A 20,745-nucleotide genomic window follows, 5' to 3' on the forward strand; every position below is an offset into this window, starting at 1 on the left:
GATTTACCTGTCCGTCCAGTCCAGCCATCTTTGCCAAAGGCGGGCGCGGGATGCGGCATTCGCCAGCAATCGTTCGAGCCCCACTTCGGCCATAGCCGGTATCTCTCCACGATCATGGTTAAAAATTTGTAACGTGGCAGCACCTTGCGCCAGATCGTGCCCGCAAAGCGGCAAAATGTTGCGTCCCAGAATCAACATGCGTTTCGGCGCATACAAACCAATGTGATAGCTAAGTAATTTCCCCAGTCCCCGATCGGCCAGAACGCGCCAGTCGGGCACCGGCGTATGGCGCGGCAATGCAGCGACGACGGCGGTTTTATCACGGTCGAGCCCTGCTGCGTCGAGAAATCCGTCCAGCAACGCCCCCAATGCTCCAGAGAGGAGCCGTTCGATATCGCTCTCCTCCGGCTGAGCGATCAGCACTAGCAAGTCAGCGCCGACTTCCCCGCGAGAGGCAACACGCGGCGCAATTCCACCTTCGTCCAGCGACGGATCTGCCAGCCACCACTGGCGAAACTCTGGCAAAGTATCGGGCCAACTGGCTGAATCGCCGCCAACCGGTTGTACCGGCGGCGGTGGGGGCGGTGTCGTTTCGACTATTCGACGTGGCGGTTCTTCGCGAGAGTTGCCGGTCGTTTCCGCAACCGGATCGGCCAGCCAGCCAGTGGCATCGTCGGCAAAATCGGCATCGACGCCAGCTTCCCGCCACCAATCGAATGCGGCGGCAACCTGTGTGGCAAGCGGAAGGGGTGGTTTGGTATCCATGCGATATTCTTGAGAGGGTCTTGACCTGCCACGCGGCTGCAATCAAGCACATCGACACATTTTGCAGGAATTGAACAGGGACGGGTGAAGCTGATGGTCGAACGTGAATCGATGCCGTGTGACGTTGTAATCGTCGGGGGCGGGCCTGCGGGCCTGTCCGCCGCGATCCGTCTCAAGCAGCTTAACGACAGCCTTGAGGTTATCGTACTCGAAAAAGGTTCGGAAATCGGGGCGCATATCCTGTCCGGCGCAGTGGTCGATCCCAAGGCGATCGACGAACTGCTGCCCGAATGGCGCGATCAGGGATGCCCGCTGGCAGAAACGCCGGTGACGGATAACTGGCACTGGGTGCTGACGAAAAACGGGCATCATTCCATCCCGCATATCCTGATGCCTCCGTTTATGTCGAACCACGGCACCTACACCGGCTCGCTCGGCAACCTGTGTCGCTGGCTTGCCGAACAGGCTGAAGCGCTGGGCGTGATGGTGTTCCCCGGCTTCCCTGCTGCCGAAGTGATCGTGGGCGAAGACGGGGCCGTGAGCGGTGTGATCACACAGGACATGGGCGTGGCCGCCGACGGTTCGCACAAGGGCGATTTCCAGCCGGGCATGGAAATCCACGCGAAATATACTCTCTTTGCAGAGGGCGCGCGCGGCAATCTGACCAAACGGATGAAAGCGAAATACGATCTGGAGGCCGATTGTCAGCCGCAGGTCTATGGCCTTGGCATCAAGGAATTGTGGGACATTGATCCCGATAAACACGTTCCCGGCCGCGTGCTGCACACGCAGGGCTGGCCGCTGAACGAGAGCGATAGCTGGGGCGGCGGCTTCCTCTATCATCAGGCGAACGGTCAGGTCGCGCTCGGTTTTGTGACCGCGCTCGATTACAAGAATCCGTGGGTCAGCCCGTATCAGGAATTCCAGCGCTGGAAACAGCATCCCTCGATCCGCGAATATCTCGAAGGGGGCAAGCGCGTGGCCTATGGCGCGCGCGTCATCAACGAAGGCGGGTGGCAGTCCGTGCCCAAGCTGGCCTTCCCCGGCGGCGCGCTGATCGGGTGTGCCGCGGGCTTCGTCAACGTGCCGCGCATCAAGGGTAGCCACACCGCGATGAAGAGCGGGATGCTCGCTGCCGAATCGATTGCTGCCGCTATCGGTCGCGGTGAAGAGCGCAGCGAACTGATGGATTACGATGCCGCTGTTCGCGATAGCTGGATCGCAACCGAACTGAAGAAAGTCCAGAACGCGCAACCTGCAGTCGCCAAGTTCGGCGGCGAGCTGGGCACGGTTATCGCCGGGGTGGACATGTGGATGCGCCAGCTCAAAATCGGCCTGCCGATCGCGATGAAGCACGAACCCGATTACGAATTGACCGGCCGCGCCGACCTGTTCCCCAAGATCGACTATCCCAAGCCCGATGGTGAAATCAGTTTCGACCGGCTTACATCGGTCAGCTTCAGCTACACCAACCATGCCGAAGATCAGCCGTGCCACCTTATCGTGAAAGACCCCGAATTGCAGGTGACGAGCGAACTGGGCGTCTATGGCGGGCCGTCGAACCGCTATTGCCCGGCCGGAGTGTACGAGTGGCTGGAAGATGAAACGACGGGTGAGCCGAAGTTTCAGATCAATTCGCAGAACTGCGTCCACTGCAAGACTTGCGATATCAAAGACCCCAACCAGAACATCACATGGACGACGCCCGAAGGGGGCGGAGGGCCGAACTATCCCAATATGTAAGGTAATGCGCCTCCCCATCGCGGGGCGGGTCGCATGAAAGAAACCGCCTACGCCAAGATCAACCTCGCGCTGCATGTTCGCCGGCGGCGCGAGGACGGGTATCACGAACTCGAAACGCTGTTTGCATTTGTCGATGCAGGCGACGTGCTGAGCGCGCGCCCGTCGGAGCGGGATGAACTGACGACCGTTGGCGAATTCGCACAGGCATTATCCGATCCGTTCGCCAATATCGCAATGCAGGCTGTCGGCACGTTGACGCATCCGGGGGGCGTAACGATTACGCTGGAAAAGAACCTGCCGGTGGCGGCGGGGCTGGGCGGCGGTTCGGCGGATGCCGGGGCGGTGTTCCGCCTGATCGAATCCCTGCACGGCCTGCCCGACGACTGGCGCGAACGGGCGGCCAGATTGGGTGCGGATGTTCCCGCCTGTGTCGAAAGCCGCGCTTGCCTTGGCAGCGGGACAGGCACCGAACTGGCCCCGGTTGAAAACGATCTGGCGGGCACCCCCGTACTGCTGATCAACCCGCGCGTTCCGCTCGCTACCGGTCCGGTGTTCCGTGCGTGGGATGGTCAGGATCGCGGACCATTGCCGCAAGGTCCGGCATCGCGGATCGCGGCGGAGGGGCGCAACGATCTGGAAGCCCCCGCTATCGCGCTTTGTCCGCCAATTGATGATGTGTTGAAGGCGTTGAGCGGAACAGACGCATTCCTCGCCCGTATGTCCGGTTCCGGGGCGACATGTTTCGCTCTGTTTCATACCTCTGGCGAACGCAATGCGGTGGCCGATTTCCTCGCCCGCACACAGCCCGACTGGTGGCAGATGATTGGAGATTTACGTCCGTGAACGAATGGCAGCCTTTCCGTCAGCTCGGCCTTGGCGATGAACCGCGCAAGGGTGGGGTGGTCTGCGTGGCGGATCATGCGTCGAACTATGTGCCTGACGATCTGCCGCTAGGGATCGCGCCCGAATTGCTGGGCGATCATATCGCGGTCGATATCGGGGTGGAAGGGACCGCCGAACGCCTCGCGCTACGTCATCATATCCCCGCACATCTGGCCTGCATCAGCCGTCTGGTGATTGACCTGCATCGGGAGGAGGATCATCCCGGTGTCGTGCCGACGACCAGCGACGGGCATCTGATCCCCGGCAATATCGGTGCCGATCTGCCTCTGCGGATCGAACGGTTTCACCGGCCATATCACGCCGCGCTGGCCGATTTCATCGCCGCAACCGCGCCACGCCTGATCATATCGCTCCACTCGTTCACCCCTGGGTTGGCGAGCAAGCCGGAGGAGCAGCGCCCGTGGGAAGTGGGCCTGCTGTACAATACAGACGACCGTGCGGCCCGCCATGCGATCCGCCTGTTCGCGGAACAGGGTCTGACTGTTGGCGACAACGAGCCCTATTCGGGCAAGCAGCTCAACGCGACGATGAACCGTCATGCGGAAAGCGCGGGCATTCCCTATCTCGCGATTGAGGTCCGCAACGATCAGATCCGCACGGAAGCAGGGCAAGCCCGCTGGGCGACGATGATCGCCGATATCGCGGGCCGGGTCGCAGTGATGATGGATGCGGGGTAAGCTGGCTGGGATGGCGCGCTTTGCCCTCCTCGCTCACCCTTCTTCACCCAGACCTGTAGCCGCCTAAAGATTTTCGCGTTAGACCTGCGGAGTCTCTCCGCGCACGGCGGGGATATCCGTAATTATATTTGAGTGAAGACCATGCCCGACTATCGTTCACGCACATCGACCCACGGCCGCAATATGGCGGGCGCGCGCGGATTGTGGCGGGCGACAGGGATGAAAGATGGCGATTTCGGGAAACCGATTATCGCCGTGGTCAACAGCTTCACGCAGTTCGTGCCTGGCCACGTCCATTTGAAGGATCTGGGCCAGCTGGTCGCACGTCAGATTGAATCCGCGGGTGGCGTTGCCAAGGAATTCAATACCATCGCCGTCGATGATGGCATCGCGATGGGCCACGACGGGATGCTCTATTCGCTGCCCAGCCGCGATCTGATCGCGGACAGCGTTGAGTACATGGTCAATGCCCACTGCGCCGATGCGATGGTTTGCATTTCCAACTGCGACAAAATCACGCCGGGCATGCTGATGGCGGCGCTGCGGCTGAATATCCCGGCGGTGTTCGTCAGTGGCGGCCCGATGGAAGCGGGTAAAGTGGTGGTGAAGGGCAAGGAAGTCGCACTCGATCTGGTCGATGCGATGGTTGCCGCTGCCGATGAAGCCTATTCCGACGAAGAAGTTGCCAGCATCGAACAGTCCGCTTGCCCGACATGCGGATCGTGCTCTGGCATGTTCACCGCCAATTCGATGAACTGCCTGACCGAAGCGCTTGGCCTTTCGTTGCCGGGTAACGGATCGGCGCTGGCGACCCATGCCGACCGGCAGGGTTTATTCGAACGGGCGGGGCGTCTCGCGGTCGCAATGTGCCGCCGGTATTACGAAGATGGCGATGCAAGCGTCCTGCCGCGGTCTGTGGCCAGCTTTTCCGCATTTGAGAATGCGATGAGCCTTGATATCGCGATGGGTGGTTCGACCAACACTGTGCTCCACCTGCTTGCCGCCGCGCATGAAGCGGGGGTCGATTTCACGATGGCCGATATCGACCGGCTCAGCCGCAAGGTGCCCTGCCTGTGCAAAGTCGCTCCGGCCAAATCCGATGTTCATATGGAAGATGTCCACCGCGCGGGCGGGATCATGGGCATTCTGGGCGAACTCGACCGTGCCGGCCTGATTAACACCGCGCTGCCCACGGTACACAGCCCGACGATGGCCGACGCACTCGACGGATGGGACGTTGCCCGCACCAATAGCCCGACAGTGCAGGAATTCTTCCGCGCCGCGCCCGGCGGTGTGCCGACGCAGACCGCGTTTAGCCAGAACCGCCGGTGGGACGAACTCGATCTAGACCGCCAAAACGGAGTGATCCGTAGTGCCGCACATGCCTTCAGTCAGGATGGCGGGCTGGCGGTGCTGTTCGGCAATCTGGCCGAAGATGGCTGCATCGTGAAAACCGCCGGGGTGGATGATTCCATCCTCAAATTCTCCGGTCCGGCGAAAGTGTATGAAAGTCAGGATGCCGCCGTCGCCGCGATTCTCACTGATCAGGTGGTCGAAGGCGATGTCGTGGTGATCCGTTACGAAGGGCCGCGGGGCGGGCCGGGGATGCAGGAAATGCTTTATCCCACGAGCTACCTGAAATCGAAGGGGCTGGGCAAAGCCTGCGCGCTGATTACCGACGGGCGTTTTTCGGGCGGCACCTCTGGCCTGTCGATCGGCCATGTCTCCCCCGAAGCGGCGGAAGGCGGGACTATCGCACTGGTGCAGGAAGGGGATATCATCGAAATCGATATCCCCTCGCGTACAATCGCAATCGCCGTGTCCGATGCCGAACTGGCGGAGCGCCGCGCCGCGATGGAGGCGAAGGGCGATGCCGCGTGGCAACCGGCGAAAGAACGTCCGCGCAAGATATCCACCGCCTTGCGCGCCTATGCCGCGATGGCGACCAGTGCCGCGCGCGGTGCGGTGCGTGACGTGGATCAGCTGTACCGCAAATGATCCGACTCTGTGCCACGCTTGGCCTGATCGCCATGCTCGCCGCGTGTGATCGCGGGGCGGTGCAGCCACAGGCAGAACCGGGGGCCAAGCGGATCGATTGCGCGATTGGGGAAGGCAGCGATTTCGGCCCGGATTGTCTGGTGGAGAAAGTCTCTGGCGAGCAGGGGCCTGAATTCATCGTCCGCCATCCCGATGGCGGGTTTCAGCGATTGCGGATCGCCCCAAACCGCAGCGGGATGATTGCAATATCGGGGGCCGACGAAGCCGTCAACGAACTCGTCGGTGAACCCAAAGTGTTGCAAGTGACGGTTGGCGAGGACCGCTATCGCTTCCCGGCGGATATCGATGCCGGGAAATGAGCCGGTTCTGACTGCCGCTCAGATGCGAGCGGCGGAACAGGTGCTGATCGCGCAAGGCGTATCGGTCGACGAACTGATGCGCCGCGCGGGGGAAGGGGCGGCGGAATGGGTCTGGCGGATGGCGGCCGGTGGCCCGGTCACCGTGCTGTGCGGGCCGGGCAACAATGGCGGCGACGGCTATGTGATTGCCCAGACCTTGCGCGCCCGCGGCCTGTCCGTCCGGGTGATCGCCCCAATGGAACCGACCACCGATGCCGCCCGCAATGCGCGCGCTCGCTGGACCGGCGATGTTATGACCGATGCGGATGGCGCTGGCGGGCGGGTTCTGGTCGATTGCCTGTTCGGCTCCGGTCTGTCGCGCCCGCTTCTGCCAGAACATGTGCGCCTGATTGCAGAGCTGGCGGCACGGCATCAGCGGATCGTGGCGGTTGATCTGCCAAGCGGAGTCGCGACCGATGACGGGGCCTTGCTGGGCGATGTGGCTCGCTGCGATCTGACGCTGGCGTTGGGCGCGTGGAAACCCGCTCACTTCCTGATGCCCGCTCTTTCGGTGGTGGGAACGGCGAAACTTGTCACTATCGGTGCTCTGCCCGATGAATTGGGCGCCTTGTTCGTCAAATCGGCCCCTCGGCTCTCCGCGCCTGAACGTGGAGCGCACAAATACTCCCGTGGTTTCATGGGTATAGTTGGCGGGGAAATGGCGGGCGCCGCGCAATTAGCGAGTAAAGCGGCAGTATACTCCGGGGCCGGATACGTGAAGCTGTTCGCAGACGAAGCGCCACCTAATGCCCCCTCTGCTCTGGTTGTCGAAAGCGGTGATCTGGCACAAGCGCTTGGCGACAAACGCCTTTCTGCGCTGCTGATCGGGCCGGGGCTGGGCCGGAGCGATGCCGCGCGGGATAAGCTGGCGATTACCCTCGAAGCGAATGTCGCCACAGTGATCGATGCCGATGCTCTGCACTTGTTGGACGACGACCTTCTGGAAGGGATCGATGCCACGCGATTGCTGATAACCCCGCATGAGGGGGAATTGAATAGTCTTTGCGAAACGTTTGGAATTACAGAAGAAACCAAACGCGGAAAGGCGGAGTATCTGGCTGCGCGAACAGGGATGACTGTGCTCGCGAAGGGGCCTGACACATTGCTGGCAACGCCGGATGCCCCCACGATGTTTTTCCCCCCTGCGCCCACCTGGCTGGCCAGCGCCGGGACAGGAGATGTGCTCTCGGGAATTGTCGCAAGCCGTTTATCTACCGGGAATAATTCTCTTGATGCAGCGAGCGAGGCGATCTGGCTGCACGCCGAAGCGGCCCGTGTTGCGGGGCCTGCCCTGATTGCAGACGACCTTGCCGCCGCGGTGCCTAAGGCCTACGCGCGCTTGTTGTGAACGAACCCGAAAAGATCATCCGCGTTGCTGCAAAAGGCGATGGTATCACCTTGAGCGGGCGGCATATTTCCCGTGCTGCGCCGGGCGATACCGTTTTGCCCGATGGCTCCATCCAGCCCGGCCCGCATCACACCGAGCCGCCTTGCCCCCACTTTGGCAAATGCGGCGGCTGCCAGTTGCAGCACCTCGACACGGTCTCGCTGGCCGATTTCGTGCGTGACCGGGTTGTGAACGCTGCGGAAGGGCAGGGATTGTCGGCAGAAGTTATTGCGCCTGTTCACCTTTCTCCGCCGCATAGCCGCCGTCGGGCCAGTGTTGTGGCGGTGAACGGAGGCGGTAAGCCTTTGATTGGATTTCGGGAAGCCGGATCGCACAAGGTTGTTGGGATTAAACAATGCGATGTGCTGCGGCCAGAATTGTTCTCTCTTCTCAATCCTTTGCGGAGTTTGATCGCGACACAGGGTAAGCGCTACGCAGTTGAGGTCGAGCTTAGCCTGACAGACCAGGGAGTTGACTGCGCTCTCAAGAATTTTTCGATGGATGGGCTGGAAGCGACTGAAGCAGCTCTCGATTTCGCGGGCCAGCACGGTCTTGCCCGGCTGTCTGTCGATATGGGATATGGTTCCGAAGCAGTATGGGAGCCGGAACCGGTCACTGTAACCCTCGGTTCCGTCCCGGTCGCTTTCCCGTCCGGCGCATTTCTGCAAGCGACCCAGGATGGTGAACAGGCACTATCGGACGCCGTAAGCGATTGGTTGAGTGAGAGTAATCTCATAGCAGACCTGTTTTCCGGTCTTGGCACATTTTCGTTTGCGCTGGGTAAACCAGTGGCGGCCTACGAAGCTGCACGCGATGCCCATCTCGCTTGCCGGGTGGCCGCAGGGAAGGCGCAATTGCCGGTAGAGGCATGTCATCGCGATTTATTCCGCAACCCAGTCAGATCGGAAGAGCTAACGCGTTTCGACGGGATAATACTTGATCCGCCGCGGGCAGGCGCGCGGGAGCAAGTCGCTCAGATAGCTGCAAGCACCTGTGAACGCGTGGTTTATATCAGTTGCAATCCGGCGAGTTGGGCGAAAGATGCGCGCATCTTGGCCGACGCGGGATTTCTTCTGGCGGAACTGAGGCCCGTTGGTCAATTTCGCTGGTCCACCCATGTGGAGCTGGCGAGCTTGTTTGTCCGCTGAACTCTAAACCTTTAATGCAGCAAGGATATTTCGATCAAGAAATGCCTGAGCGTGTGGTTCGATCCATGCGTGGCTGGCGCGTTCGCAATGGGTGACACGCCGGTCACCCTTGTCCCACTGTTCGATGAAGGCCTGTGCGGTACGATCGGCGCTGGCGAGAAGAATTCGTACTTCGCCATCGAACGCGTTGAGGCCATTGGCCATTTCTCCCGCCAGAGAGGTCGGACGGGCCTTCACTTTGCTGGCTTGCATCAGCCCGCGGGCCAGCTTTCCGAAATGGACGCCCCCGGTTATCAGGCGCGCCACCTCTTTGGGATTTTTCAGCTTTTCCCAATATCGTGCGCGAACGGCCGAAGGGGGAGGGGCCTCGTCCGCGCTTTCGATTGTCCACGGGTTGGAGAGCACCAGCGCATCGCAGCCTGCGCCGCTCGCCAGCATCAGTGCACTGGCGGCATCGCAATTGCCAAGGCCGACAACGCGATCAACATGTGGAGCAATCGCCTTAAAGGCGGCGAGGGCTGCCTCTATGTCCCTCTGGCTTTTGCGAAAACCTCTGTTTTCACCGCCGCTGTCGCCAACCCCGCGCCGGTCGAATCGGAACACGGGATAGCCGGCTTGGGCTACTCGGGCTGCGAGCGCGGCCTGACCGCTGAATGCGCCGGAACGCACTTCATTTCCACCGGTGACGATTAGCAACCCACTCGTTCCTCTGGCAGAGTCGAGCGTTCCCGCAAGCATTGAATCCACGCATTCAAACGTCATATGCAACCGCGTCATGGATTTAATTCCAAGGCGTTAGACAGGATTGTTGCCAATGTGTCTGCCTGATCGGCATCTTCATCCGGTTCGGCCCGTAGCCAGAGGCCGGGGCCACCCAGATCGGATTGCGGAATTTCGATAAGATGGGCAGCCGGATTTGCCGATTCCAGATCGCGGAACATTTCGGCCCCGATCTGCCAACCGGCAAGTTCGACCCCTTCGGTTCGGCCAAGGGTTTGGATATCCTCGGTCTTTTCCGGGCGACCGGCTTCCTTCGCGGCAATGGTGCGGGCACGGATCATGCCGCGCAAGGCCTGCCTTCCACCGGTTGGCGCCCATGCCCATCCGGGTAGCCCATCAGGGGCGAGCATAGCTGAGGCGCGCACCGTAAGTATATGAGTTACCTTGAAATTCCGCACCGCTTCAACTGTGGCATCTCGCCAGATTGCCAATGTTTGTTGGGGAAGCGAGGCGATGCTTTCATTACAGCCGGGGAGGTCCGGCACGAAAGTATCGATACCCGCCAAATCCAGACGGCGCATGACGTTTATCGTTTGTCGACGGAGCTTGTTCGCTTCGTCGAACAGGGCAGGAATTACCAGCAACCGGACCTTGCGGCCTCTGTCGAAAGCCAGTGCCATCTCACTGTGATCATTGCCGCACCCGGCGGCATGACACGGCCAGTTGACGAGCGTAAAAGGTGTCACGCCTCGACCGCTTTAGCCTCGGCAAAGGCGAGTAATCCGCCATAAGTTTCCAGCATCTCGCCATCGACATCGTCGTCTTCGATTATGATGTCGAGCTGATCTTCCATTTCGGTCAGTAAACCGGCGACCGCCATCGAATCCAGCTCCGGCAGGTGACCGAAAAGACCTGTGTTGGCATCGAACGCCGCGACATCATCTGCTGCCAAACCAAGTACATCGGACAATATCTTACGAAGCTTCGCGTCGATCGCGGCGCGGCTTGGTGCGAGATCGTGACCATTCGACATGCGTGAGTGTCCCTTAACAAACGCGCGCGGCCTAGCCGCGAGTTGAACCCGGCGCAAGTTTGCGAATGTATTGCTTCGCCCAGGCCGGCCACGCAGATGGCTGCTTAAGATCAAGACAGTCGATCATAAATCGAGGGCGGACGACTTCCATCCAATCCGCCTTGTATGGATCGTTGCCTGTCCCGAAATCGATCCAGTCGACATTGTCGCGGTCGATGGTCTGCTCGAAAAGTGCCGCGCTAAGCGTTGTGCCGGCCGATAATGCCTTCATGCTTTCAAGATGAGCGAGCTTGTGAATGTAAGCCACACCATTTTCGACTGTCCAGAATTGAGCTGCAACAGCCAGCCCCTCATGACGGGCAATGCCCAGACGAATGCGTCTCGCACGCCCTTCTTGTTCGGCAAAACGACGGAGCAGTTCGGGATCGCCCTCGCTTGGCTTCCAGCTGTCCGCATAAATACGTTCGTATTCGGCCCATGCCGCAGGATCGAAGTGATCCAGAATTTCAACCGAGACCTTTTTTGCCTTGCGTTTCAAAGTCGTTCGCATCTTTCCTGGACGAGTAGTCCAGTATTCGGCAAATGTGCGACCGCTCACTTCGAGCACATGGTTATAGTCACACTGCGTTCGGGTGACCGACCATCCAGCTGCCTGAAAAGCCTGTTCCAGACGTGTCGCCGATCCGTCCTCATCGGGTATCGGCCAAAGAGTCAGGCGATGCGTCTGGCGCTTTAAATCGAAGGCAATGGCGGTCAGCAGCTCTTGCCCACGGTTGCTGTCGGGAGCCAGTGGTCGCCAGGTGAACGAATACCAGTTACGCAGCGGCTCGATCCGACCGTTCGCTCGCGTCAGGGCCAGCGCCGCCTTTTCATCACCGTTCGTCACGAGAGCAATGAGAGGCCGCTGGCCTGCATGGGCCAACAGATCAAACCATTCGGGCCTGTCGAACGGGCCGGAATGGTTTGTTTGTGTCCCTTGCAAGACGTTAACCGTGTCGTGATAGCTGGCTGCGATCACAGATTCTGTTCCTTTCGGAGATTTCATGTCCTCTGCGCCCGATTCGCACCCCTGGCCACTCGATCATCTCGCCGAACGAGGCGAACCGAATGCAGCGGCGCTTGTATTACGCGATCGCGTTCTTACCCATCAGGACTTAAGAACCCGTGTCGGTCAGTTGGCAACGTGGTTGCTGAAACATGTAGCAAAAGGCGATCGCATCGCCAGTTGGGCAGCGAAGGGGGAGGCGACCTGCTTGTTGCCACTCGCATGCGCGCGCGCCGGGATCGTGCACGTGCCGATCAATCCATTGTTGAAGAGAATGCAGGTTGCCCATATTCTGTCGGATAGCGGCGCAGTGCTGTTGATCGCCAATAGTGGTCGTTTGCGTTCCCTGGCGGATGGGGACGTGCCGGTTAGCTGCACTGTCGTTGCGGAAGAAGAGCTGTTCCCTCAGGTTGAGCCTTGTGCGCCATTGGGCCCATCCGACCATAACCCGGAAGAACTTGCTGCAATCCTCTACACATCGGGTTCAACCGGTCGGCCAAAGGGGGTCATGCTCAGTCATGCAAATATGTGGCTGGGAGCGGTCAGCGTGGCGACTTACCTCGGTATTGAGAGCGACGATGTCGTGCTGGCGGTACAGCCACTCAGTTTCGACTATGGCCAGAACCAGTTGCTTTCAACCTGGTATGCAGGGGGTAGCGTTGTGCCGCTCGATTATCTGCTGCCGAGGGATGTGACGAAGGCGTGCGCCAGATATGGGGTTACGACGCTGGCGTGCGTCCCCCCGCTGTGGGTTCAACTGACCGAAATCGACTGGCCGCAAGAGGCGGTTGCATCGATGCGGCGTCTTACGAACACCGGCGGAGCATTGACCGTCGGCCTTGTCCATGATCTGCGGCGAATATTCCCCGATGCCCGGTTGTTCCCGATGTACGGGCTGACCGAAGCATTCCGTTCGACCTATCTTGATCCTTCTCTGGTCGATAGTCATCCGACATCGATAGGCAAGGCGATCCCGTTCGCGGAAATTCTGGTGGTCAACGATGAGGGTGCGATAGCCGCTGCCGGCGAAGAAGGGGAGCTGGTGCATTGTGGCCCACTGGTCGCGCATGGATACTGGCAGGATCCTGAGCGAACGGGGGAACGGTTCAGGCCTGCCCCGAAGGATTCGGTATATGGCGGAATGGCCGTTTGGTCGGGCGACAGGGTGAAACGCGATGATGAAGGTTTGCTGTATTTTGTTGGGCGCCGCGATTCGATGATAAAATCGTCCGGCAATCGCATCAGTCCGCAAGAAGTGGAGGATGCCGCGATTGCCACCGGACTTGTCGCTGAAGCAGTCGCGGTTGGTAAGCCCGATCCCAAATTGGGACATGCGGTTTGCCTTGCTGTGCGCCCGGCAGCCGACTTCTCGGAAGATGCCCTTAGAAAAGCGCTATCTCAGTCGCTGCCCAATTTCATGCAACCACGTCTCTTTCGCGTGTACGATGCGATACCGCGCAATCCGAATGGGAAGCTGGATCGGAATGCCATTGCACTGGAGTTCGCCCAATGAAGCCGCTCGGCCCCATACCCGCGGGATACACCGCGCTCGACGGTGAATTGGCAATCGCCGGTGTTAAAGCCAGCACTTTGGTGGAGCAGGCCGGCGGTACTCCGCTCTTTGTTTATTCACGCGACTTGCTTGATCGCCGGGTGGCAGAATTGCGGGTCGCGATGCCCGAACGGCTTGGTTTACACTATGCCGTTAAGGCCAATCCTTTCCTGCCGTTGCTGAAGCATATGGTCGGTCGGGTCGATGGGTTCGACATTGCCTCTGGCGGCGAATTGGCCATGGTGATGGAAGCGGGGATCGATCCGTCACTGGTTAGCTTCGCCGGGCCGGGCAAACGCGACGCCGAACTTGAAATGGCTATATCAGCGGGTGTTACTCTCAATTGCGAGTCAGAAAACGAGGTTCATCGCGCCTTGGCCATTGGGGAAAGGCTTGGCATTACGCCTCAATTCGCCATTCGCGTGAACCCCGATTTTGAATTGCGCGGTTCGGGAATGAAGATGGGCGGGGGGGCAAAACCATTCGGTCTGGATGCGGATCGTGTGCCCGCTCTTGCGAAGAAATTGATTGCGGCAGAGGCGGACTGGCGTGGTTTGCATATTTTCACGGGAAGCCAGGCACTCGATGCGGAAGCGATTGCTGAAACGCAGGGGAATGTCCTCAGTCTTGCAGACAGATTGGCGCAGGAGATCGGCGCTCCTTTGCCAATATTGAACATGGGAGGCGGATTGGGAATTCCGTACTTCAACGGGGATATACCGGTCGATCTGAGTATTGTCGGCAATCGGCTTGCAGAACGATTTGCTGCGCTTCCGGAGACTTTGCAGGATACGCGTTTTTGTATCGAATTGGGTCGGTATCTGGTGGGGGAAGCCGGTGTTTATCTTTGCCGGATCGTGGATCGCAAGGAAAGTCAGGGTGAAACCTATCTCATTACCGACGGAGGATTGCATCACCAGCTCGCCGCGTCGGGCAATTTTGGTACGGTGGTGCGGCGTAATTATCCGGTGGCAATCGCTTCGCGCTTCGATGCCGATCCAGATGAAGAGGTGAATGTCGTCGGTTGTCTGTGCACCCCGCTCGATCGTCTCGCTGACAAGGCGATGATGCCAAATGCACAAGTAGGCGATCTGGTGGCGGTGTTCTGTGCCGGAGCTTATGGAGCAAGCGCCAGCCCGGCGATGTTTCTTGGGCAAGGGCCGGCACGTGAAATGCTGGTTTAACCTCCTGCTCTATGGTGTCCCATAGTGGGACTGGGGTGAAGAGGCCTTCCAAGCCTAACGGTATATTCACCAATTTAGATCAGATGACTGCTTGATACCGCAGAAGCGGAAGGACCGGCTCACGCCCGTCTTCCGATGACCCTGCATAAAGACCAAGGATGTGCATCAATGTTGAAGTCCCGGATTCCTGTCATGTTTGCGAGCTGTGCAGTCGCCGCACTTGCCCTGACCGGCTGTGCTTCGACTACAGGCGGGCAGCTTCCGCCGGCGTCTTTCGTCGCCATGCAGGAAGGGCCGGGCGAAGATTATGTGATCGGTCCTCTTGATGAACTGACGATCAATGTCTGGCGAAACCCGGAATTGAGCGCGCAGAAAATTCAGGTCCGCCCCGACGGGCGCATTACTACGCCACTGGTCAACGACATGCCCGCCGTCGGGAAAACTCCTGCCATGCTGGCAGAGGACATTCGTCTGCAGTTGTCGCAATACATCGAAGATCCGCTGGTTAGTGTGATCGTGACGAACTTTGCTGGCACTTTCAGCCAGCAAGTCCGGATCATCGGCGCGACAGAAAAGCCGGCCAGCATTCCATACCGCGCCAACATGACAGTCCTTGACGCGATGATCGCAGTTGGCGGACTGAGCGAATACGCATCGGGAAACAAGGCGAAGCTGATCCGCTTCGACAAACAGGCGGGGCGACAGAAGGAATACCGCCTGCGCCTCGGGGATTTGCTCAAGAAGGGCGACAGCAAGGCGAACGTCATGCTCCAACCGGGCGATGTCATCATTATTCCTGAAAGCATGTTCTGAGGAAGGCTGACGGTCGATGAACGAAGTCTTCGAAGAACTGCGCGCGTTGGCCTGGTCTGCCTGGCATCGGCGATGGTTGGTGCTGGCGGTTGCGTGGGGTGTCTGCGTGGTGGGCTGGCTCGCTATTGCCATGATCCCGAACAAGTACGAATCCAGCGCTCGAATCTATGTCCAGCTTGATGATGTGCTGACCGATCAGCTCAAGATCGCCAATGGCGGGAAGGATGAAATCGAGCGGGTGAGGAAGACTCTGGCCGGGGCCGTGAACCTTGAAAAGGTTATCCGCGGCACGGATCTGGGCAAGGAAATCACCTCTCAACGTCAGATGGATCGTGCTGTCCAGTCATTGTCGGAAGACGTGAAGGTTGTGAGCCAGGAAGATAACCTGTTCACGATCACCGCGACGGTCGGCAAGGGAAGCCTGTCGGACGCAGAAAATGCCAAATTATCTCGCGACGTCGTTCAGAAGTTGCTCGACATCTTTCGTGAAGAAAACATCGCCGGAAACCGCGGTGAGGTGGCGGACACGATTGTCTTCCTGGATCAACAGCTGGATGATCGCAAAGCGGAACTGGACGCCGCAGAGCAGAAAATGTCACGGTTCGAGGCGGAACACCCCGAACTGATTGGCGGCAGTAGCGCGATCTCCGGGCGGATTGCAGCAACGCAAACAGAACTGCGTGGCGTTGATGCCGATCTTGCTGCAGCGCAGAGCTCTCTGGCGGCGATCAGTGGTCAACTTGCCTCAACTCCGCGTACACTTGCTATCGGGGGCGACGGGGGCGGGTCTGCGTTGGCGCAAGCGCAGGGGCAGCTCGCTGCAATGCAGGCGCGGGGTCTGACCGACAGCCATCCCGATGTGATTGCGATCAAGAAACAGATATCACTGCTCGCCCGCGCTGGGGGTGGTGCCGCTGGCGGAATGCCAAATCCGGCGTATTCTTCGCTCCTCGCGACAAAAGCTGAGCGTGAAGCAGCGGTGCAGGCGTTGCTCTCACGTAAAGCGGCGTTGCAATCTGAAATGTCGCGCGCAATGGCAGACCAGTCGACCGAGCCTGCCGTGTCGGCGGAGGCGACGCGCATCAGCCGCGATTACGACGTTTTGAAGAAGAAGTACGACGACCTTCTCCAGAACCGTGAAGAGATGCGACTGCGCGGGCAAGTGGAAAGCGAACGATCGAGCTTCAAATTCGATGTTGTCGATCCGCCGACCATGCCGCGCAAACCAGCGTCACCCAATCGACCGTTGCTGCTGTTCGCGGTGCTCATCATCGGCATAGGAGCGGGCATCGGGGCGGCATTCGCGCTTGGGCAACTGCGTTCCACCTTTGCGACCGCGCATGGACTGGAGCGGGCACTCGACCTGCCTGTCGTTGGAACGATTTCGGAAAGTCTGAGCGATAGCGCACGCAAGCTACGCGCGAAGCGGATGAAGCTATTTTATGCCGGTAGCGCCTCGCTTGCCGGACTATTCGTTGTGCTGCTTGCGACAGAGTTTCTGCAGCGCGGTATGGTGGCTTGATAGGAGCGCGCTATGACAGACCAGAGCAATCCCCCGCGCGCCCATAAAGGCGGAGACCCCACCGACGAATCGTTGTTCGAGCGAGCGAGTGACGCTTTTGGTTTCGACCCGTTTCGTCCTGCACCGGTGCCGGGCAAGCTGGACGAAACGAACATGAAGCGTGCGCGCCCGGTAAGACGGGCTGCTGTCGCTGAAGGAGTACGAGCCGAACCTGAAAGTGCGCGCGCTGATGAGGCCGTTAATCGGGAGTCCAAGCCTGTTCCCGTTGCTCCTGTCCCAACTGTAATTGAAGGGGCAGGCGGAGTCGTTCGTTTTTCAGGCGTCACGCATACGATTGATCGCTCTCGCCTGCGCGAGCGAGGTCTAATCGTGCCGGAAGCTAAAAACAGCGCACTGCTCGAAGAGTTTCGTATTGTTAAGCGCCAGCTTCATGCAGTGGCGGATGAGCGCGGCACGGCAATGTCGCGGCGTGTACTCGTTTGCTCACCGCTGCCAGGCGAAGGGAAGACATTCTGTTCGGTAAATCTAGCGCTTGCTATGGCAAGTGAGCGGGATAGCGAAGTTTTGCTGGTCGATGCCGATTTTGCAAAGCCCTCAGTACTTTCTGCGCTCGGTTTACCGAAAGCACCGGGGCTGTTGGATGCGCTATCCGACCCTTCGATCAATGCGGAAGACCTCGTCATGGGGACCGATATTCCCGGCCTTTGGGTTCTTCCGGCAGGTAATCCTACCGATGCCGATAGCGAATGGCTGGCCAGTGCGCGCACTGCAGACGTGCTCAATCGCCTGACGATGGGCGCTCCACATCGGATGGTCATATTCGATAGCCCGCCTGCACTGGCGGCATCTCCCGCTGCCGAATTGGCTAAACATGTCGGGCAAGCACTGCTTGTAGCCCGTGCCGATCAGACCGGGCGCAGCGCATTGGAAGATGCTGTCGATCTGCTCGGCGCGTGTCCGGATATCAAACTGCTGTTGAATGCAGCGCACTTCAGCCCGAGCGGTCGACGTTTCGGAACATATTATGGTTACGAAGGGTAATCTCGTGAAACGCAGTACGTTTCTCATAGTCTGTAGTGCAGCCGCGATCACAGTCGCTGGCCCTGCATGGGCACAGGGTGATAACGCTGATGTGCGCCGCTCCGGCCCGGTAACTATCGCGCCTTATATCGAAGCAAGTCAGGTCGTCACTACGGAGCTGTCTCCCGGTAGTGACACAGTAACCTATACGCAGTTGGCAACTGGCGTGGACGCTCAGGTGACAGGGCGGAACACAGGCGGTTCAGCCTCCATCAGGTACGAGCGGACTTTCGGTTATGATGACAAGGTATCCGATAGTTCAACTTTGAGCGGTGTCATCAGAGGGTACGGTTCGATAGTGCCACAAGCGATTACGATTGAGGGCGGGGCGCTTGCTACGCGCGTTCGGGTTCGTGCAGATGGATCGACCGCGTTTGAAGGATTGGGTGATCAGGCCGCCGAAAGTAAGACATATGCGGCATACGTTGGCCCGAATATTCATACCGAACTCGGCGATGCTCAGGTCAATGCGAACTATCGCCTCGGTTATACGCGCGTTGATGCGCCTGAAGTGACTCCACTCGCGCCAGGCACTCAATCGCCTGACATTTTCGACGATAGCTGGTCTCAGAGCGCCAACATTCACATCGGGACCCGTCCGGGCCAACCGCTACCCGTGGGCGTTGGGGTTGGTGCAGGATATACCCGCGAGGATATTTCGACCCTTGATCAGCGGGCAGAGGATTTTCACGCCCGCGCAGATGTAACGGTGCCGCTGTCCTCCAGTCTGGCTGCAGTCGGCGGGATCGGTTATGAAAACGTGCAGGTTTCGAGCCGCGACGCACTGCGTGATGCGAACGATGTGCCGATCCTCGACGGTGCGGGCCGGTATATCACAGACAGCAACTCGCCACGGATTATGGCGTACGATGTTTCCGGCCTGATTTGGGATGTGGGTGTCATGTGGCGCCCTTCGCCCCGGACATCTTTCGAAGCGCATGTCGGTCGCCGATATGATTCCACCACATACTATGGCAGCTTCGCTTGGGCGCCGAACAGCCGCAGCGCTCTCAATGTCTCCGCCTATGACGGTATAACTGGATTCGGGGGACAACTGACGAATGCGTTGGCTGGCCTCCCAACTGATTTCTCTGCCAATCGGAACCCGATTACAGGCGACATGACAGGCTGTGTCGCCAGTCTTCAGGGTGGCGGATGCCTTACAGGCGCACTTGGATCCGTCCGCTCGGCAACTTTTCGTGGCCGCGGAATTGCTGCAACATATTCAGAACGTGTAGGTCGCACCAGCGCGGGGATCGGTGCTGGCTATGACCGCCGCACATTCATTGCTGCACCGGGAACGGTACTCGCCTCAGCGAATGGTGTAGTCGATGAAAGCTATTGGGCGTCGGTGTACGCATCAGGTGAGATTGATCGGCGTTCGTCATTTATGGTCAACGCTCATGTGAACTGGCTCAAGAGCGGCTTCAATAATAGAGCGGATGCAACAATTTACGGTGCATCAGCCGCTTATCGTCGATATTTGATACAAGGCCTTTCTGCCAACGCTGCAATCGCTGTGGATCGGATTGACAGTGATGTCGTGGGCGAAACTCTCAGCACTGCAGCGGCCCGTCTCGGCCTGCGGTATGATTTCTGAAGTCGGGAGAAAAACAACGATGTTTGATGACTTCTATGGACTGACCGATCGTCCGTTCCAGCTGACGCCGGACCCCGCCTTCTATTTTGAAAGCGCTACGCATCGCAAGGCGTTGTCTTATCTGGGCTACGGTATGGCGCAGGCCGAAGGCTTCATTGTCATAACTGGTGAAGTGGGTTCGGGTAAATCCACGCTAGTGGCTCACTTGATGAAGAAAATCGACCCTGCCCAGATGACAGTCGGGCAGATCGTTACCAGCAATCTCGATGGCGATGAGATGATTCACGTTGCGGCCCAAGCTTTTGGGCTGGCGGTGGAAGAGCATGATAAAGCTTCGGCGCTCGGTGCGATTGAGGGCTTTCTTCACGAAGAAGCACGAGAAGGGCGGCGTTGCCTTTTGATCGTCGACGAAGCGCAGAACCTCAGCATAGAAGCGCTGGAGGAGCTGCGAATGCTCTCGAATTTTCAGCTTGGTTCGCATCCATTGCTGCAAACGCTCCTGTTAGGACAGCCGGAATTCCGGGAGGTGTTGGCTGCACACCCTGCTCTGGAGCAATTGCGTCAACGTGTCATTGCCGCCCACCATCTCGATGCGATGAGTGCCGAAGAGGTTCAGCCTTATGTCGAGCATCGTCTCGAATGCGTTGGATGGAATGGTAACCCTGCCTTCGATCAACGCGTCTTTAAGGAGGTGTACCAGGCGACCGCTGGGATTCCGCGCCGAATCAATCAGGTCATGACGCGACTGATGCTGTTGGGCGCTGTTGAACAGCGAACGCGGATCGATTCCGCTATGCTCACCGCCGTATTGACCGAAATGCGGAACGATGCGACCTTTCTCTCGAATGCGTCAAATCCTGCAGGGAAAGAAAAGGCTAAGTCGCCATCTGGCCCAGTTAAGCATGCCACAACGCATGACGATAACGAGGTCGATCATATGTCTGATTTGCGAGACCGACAAATCGAAGAACTCCAGTATGCAGTACTCGAACTCGCTGAAGCGAAGGACAAATATTTGCAGCTTTCCAGCGATCTCGCTGATCGTCTGGCAAATCTCGAATTACGCATAGACGAACAGGATCAAGCCGTTCGTCAGGTGCTGACTTTGTTGATCGAATGGTTCGAAGACGGGGCAGAACGCAAGGCGGCCTGACATGTCGGGATCAACGGCACTTAT

General features: G+C 58.9%; 19 protein-coding genes. 14 read left to right on the plus strand and 5 right to left on the minus strand.

Annotated elements, in window-relative coordinates:
* Positions 1-3: 3 nt before the first annotated feature.
* Complete coding sequence (locus CV013_RS03760; RefSeq protein WP_102153946.1) at positions 4-765, minus strand: hypothetical protein; 762 nt, start codon at positions 763-765, stop codon at positions 4-6.
* Positions 766-858: 93 nt separating this feature from the next.
* Here CV013_RS03760 and CV013_RS03765 point away from each other — a divergent pair, with 93 nt between their 5' ends.
* From CV013_RS03765 to CV013_RS03795, 7 genes are all read left to right on the plus strand, one after another.
* Positions 859-2,508, plus strand: coding sequence for an electron transfer flavoprotein-ubiquinone oxidoreductase (locus CV013_RS03765; RefSeq protein ID WP_102154519.1), 1,650 nt, complete (start codon positions 859-861; stop codon positions 2,506-2,508).
* A 33-nt stretch (positions 2,509-2,541) separates the two neighbouring features.
* Positions 2,542-3,351 carry a 4-(cytidine 5'-diphospho)-2-C-methyl-D-erythritol kinase gene (locus tag CV013_RS03770; RefSeq protein ID WP_102153947.1) on the plus strand — a complete coding sequence of 270 codons (810 nt, stop codon included), beginning with the start codon at positions 2,542-2,544 and terminating at the stop codon, positions 3,349-3,351.
* A complete protein-coding gene (locus CV013_RS03775; protein WP_223805299.1) occupies positions 3,348-4,088 on the plus strand; it encodes an N-formylglutamate amidohydrolase in 741 nt (246 codons plus the stop codon). The genes CV013_RS03770 and CV013_RS03775 overlap by 4 nt, the downstream gene beginning before the upstream one ends.
* A 141-nt stretch (positions 4,089-4,229) precedes the next feature.
* Positions 4,230-6,086: a dihydroxy-acid dehydratase gene (gene ilvD, locus CV013_RS03780; RefSeq protein WP_102153949.1), complete on the plus strand. Its 1,857-nt coding sequence runs from the start codon at positions 4,230-4,232 to the stop codon at positions 6,084-6,086.
* The gene (locus CV013_RS03785) at positions 6,083-6,445 is read left to right on the plus strand and encodes a hypothetical protein (protein WP_102153950.1); all 363 of its coding nucleotides are present in this window, start codon (positions 6,083-6,085) and stop codon (positions 6,443-6,445) included. Before ilvD ends, CV013_RS03785 begins: the two co-directional genes overlap by 4 nt.
* The gene (locus CV013_RS03790; protein ID WP_102153951.1) at positions 6,432-7,832 is read left to right on the plus strand and encodes an NAD(P)H-hydrate epimerase; all 1,401 of its coding nucleotides are present in this window, start codon (positions 6,432-6,434) and stop codon (positions 7,830-7,832) included. The genes CV013_RS03785 and CV013_RS03790 overlap by 14 nt, the downstream gene beginning before the upstream one ends.
* Positions 7,829-9,019: a class I SAM-dependent RNA methyltransferase gene (locus CV013_RS03795; RefSeq protein ID WP_102153952.1), complete on the plus strand. Its 1,191-nt coding sequence runs from the start codon at positions 7,829-7,831 to the stop codon at positions 9,017-9,019. Before CV013_RS03790 ends, CV013_RS03795 begins: the two co-directional genes overlap by 4 nt.
* Positions 9,020-9,022: 3 nt before the next feature.
* Here the strand turns inward: CV013_RS03795 and CV013_RS03800 are convergent, their stop codons facing one another.
* The 4 genes from CV013_RS03800 to CV013_RS03815 are packed head-to-tail and all read right to left on the minus strand — an operon-like array spanning position 9,023 to position 11,790.
* A complete protein-coding gene (locus CV013_RS03800; RefSeq protein WP_102153953.1) occupies positions 9,023-9,796 on the minus strand; it encodes a hydrolase 1, exosortase A system-associated in 774 nt (257 codons plus the stop codon).
* Positions 9,793-10,485 carry an alpha/beta hydrolase family protein gene (locus tag CV013_RS03805; RefSeq protein WP_223805298.1) on the minus strand — a complete coding sequence of 231 codons (693 nt, stop codon included), beginning with the start codon at positions 10,483-10,485 and terminating at the stop codon, positions 9,793-9,795. The genes CV013_RS03800 and CV013_RS03805 overlap by 4 nt, the downstream gene beginning before the upstream one ends.
* Entirely contained in the window at positions 10,482-10,772 is a 291-nt protein-coding gene (locus CV013_RS03810; RefSeq protein WP_102153955.1) for a phosphopantetheine-binding protein, read from the minus strand. The genes CV013_RS03805 and CV013_RS03810 overlap by 4 nt, the downstream gene beginning before the upstream one ends.
* Before the next feature lie 31 nt (positions 10,773-10,803).
* The gene (locus tag CV013_RS03815; protein ID WP_232806559.1) at positions 10,804-11,790 is read right to left on the minus strand and encodes a GNAT family N-acetyltransferase; all 987 of its coding nucleotides are present in this window, start codon (positions 11,788-11,790) and stop codon (positions 10,804-10,806) included.
* Between the two features lie 25 nt (positions 11,791-11,815).
* Here CV013_RS03815 and CV013_RS03820 point away from each other — a divergent pair, with 25 nt between their 5' ends.
* From CV013_RS03820 to CV013_RS03850, 7 genes are all read left to right on the plus strand, one after another.
* Positions 11,816-13,330, plus strand: a complete 1,515-nt coding sequence (locus CV013_RS03820; protein ID WP_102153957.1) for an acyl-CoA ligase (AMP-forming), exosortase A system-associated — start codon at positions 11,816-11,818, stop codon at positions 13,328-13,330.
* A complete protein-coding gene (locus tag CV013_RS03825; protein ID WP_102153958.1) occupies positions 13,327-14,553 on the plus strand; it encodes a pyridoxal-dependent decarboxylase, exosortase A system-associated in 1,227 nt (408 codons plus the stop codon). Before CV013_RS03820 ends, CV013_RS03825 begins: the two co-directional genes overlap by 4 nt.
* A 168-nt stretch (positions 14,554-14,721) precedes the next feature.
* A complete protein-coding gene (locus CV013_RS03830; protein ID WP_102153959.1) occupies positions 14,722-15,366 on the plus strand; it encodes an XrtA/PEP-CTERM system exopolysaccharide export protein in 645 nt (214 codons plus the stop codon).
* Positions 15,367-15,382: 16 nt separating this feature from the next.
* A complete protein-coding gene (locus CV013_RS03835; protein ID WP_102153960.1) occupies positions 15,383-16,888 on the plus strand; it encodes an XrtA system polysaccharide chain length determinant in 1,506 nt (501 codons plus the stop codon).
* A 12-nt stretch (positions 16,889-16,900) separates the two neighbouring features.
* Complete coding sequence (locus tag CV013_RS03840; RefSeq protein WP_102153961.1) at positions 16,901-17,929, plus strand: P-loop NTPase family protein; 1,029 nt, start codon at positions 16,901-16,903, stop codon at positions 17,927-17,929.
* Entirely contained in the window at positions 17,913-19,568 is a 1,656-nt protein-coding gene (locus CV013_RS03845) for a preprotein translocase subunit YajC (RefSeq protein WP_123639949.1), read from the plus strand. The genes CV013_RS03840 and CV013_RS03845 overlap by 17 nt, the downstream gene beginning before the upstream one ends.
* Before the next feature lie 19 nt (positions 19,569-19,587).
* Positions 19,588-20,721 carry an XrtA/PEP-CTERM system-associated ATPase gene (locus CV013_RS03850; protein WP_102153963.1) on the plus strand — a complete coding sequence of 378 codons (1,134 nt, stop codon included), beginning with the start codon at positions 19,588-19,590 and terminating at the stop codon, positions 20,719-20,721.
* The last annotated feature ends 24 nt before the right edge of the window (positions 20,722-20,745 follow it).

This window comes from Tsuneonella flava (assembly GCF_002870965.1).
In the GTDB taxonomy this organism is placed as follows: Bacteria; Pseudomonadota; Alphaproteobacteria; order Sphingomonadales; family Sphingomonadaceae; genus Tsuneonella; species Tsuneonella flava.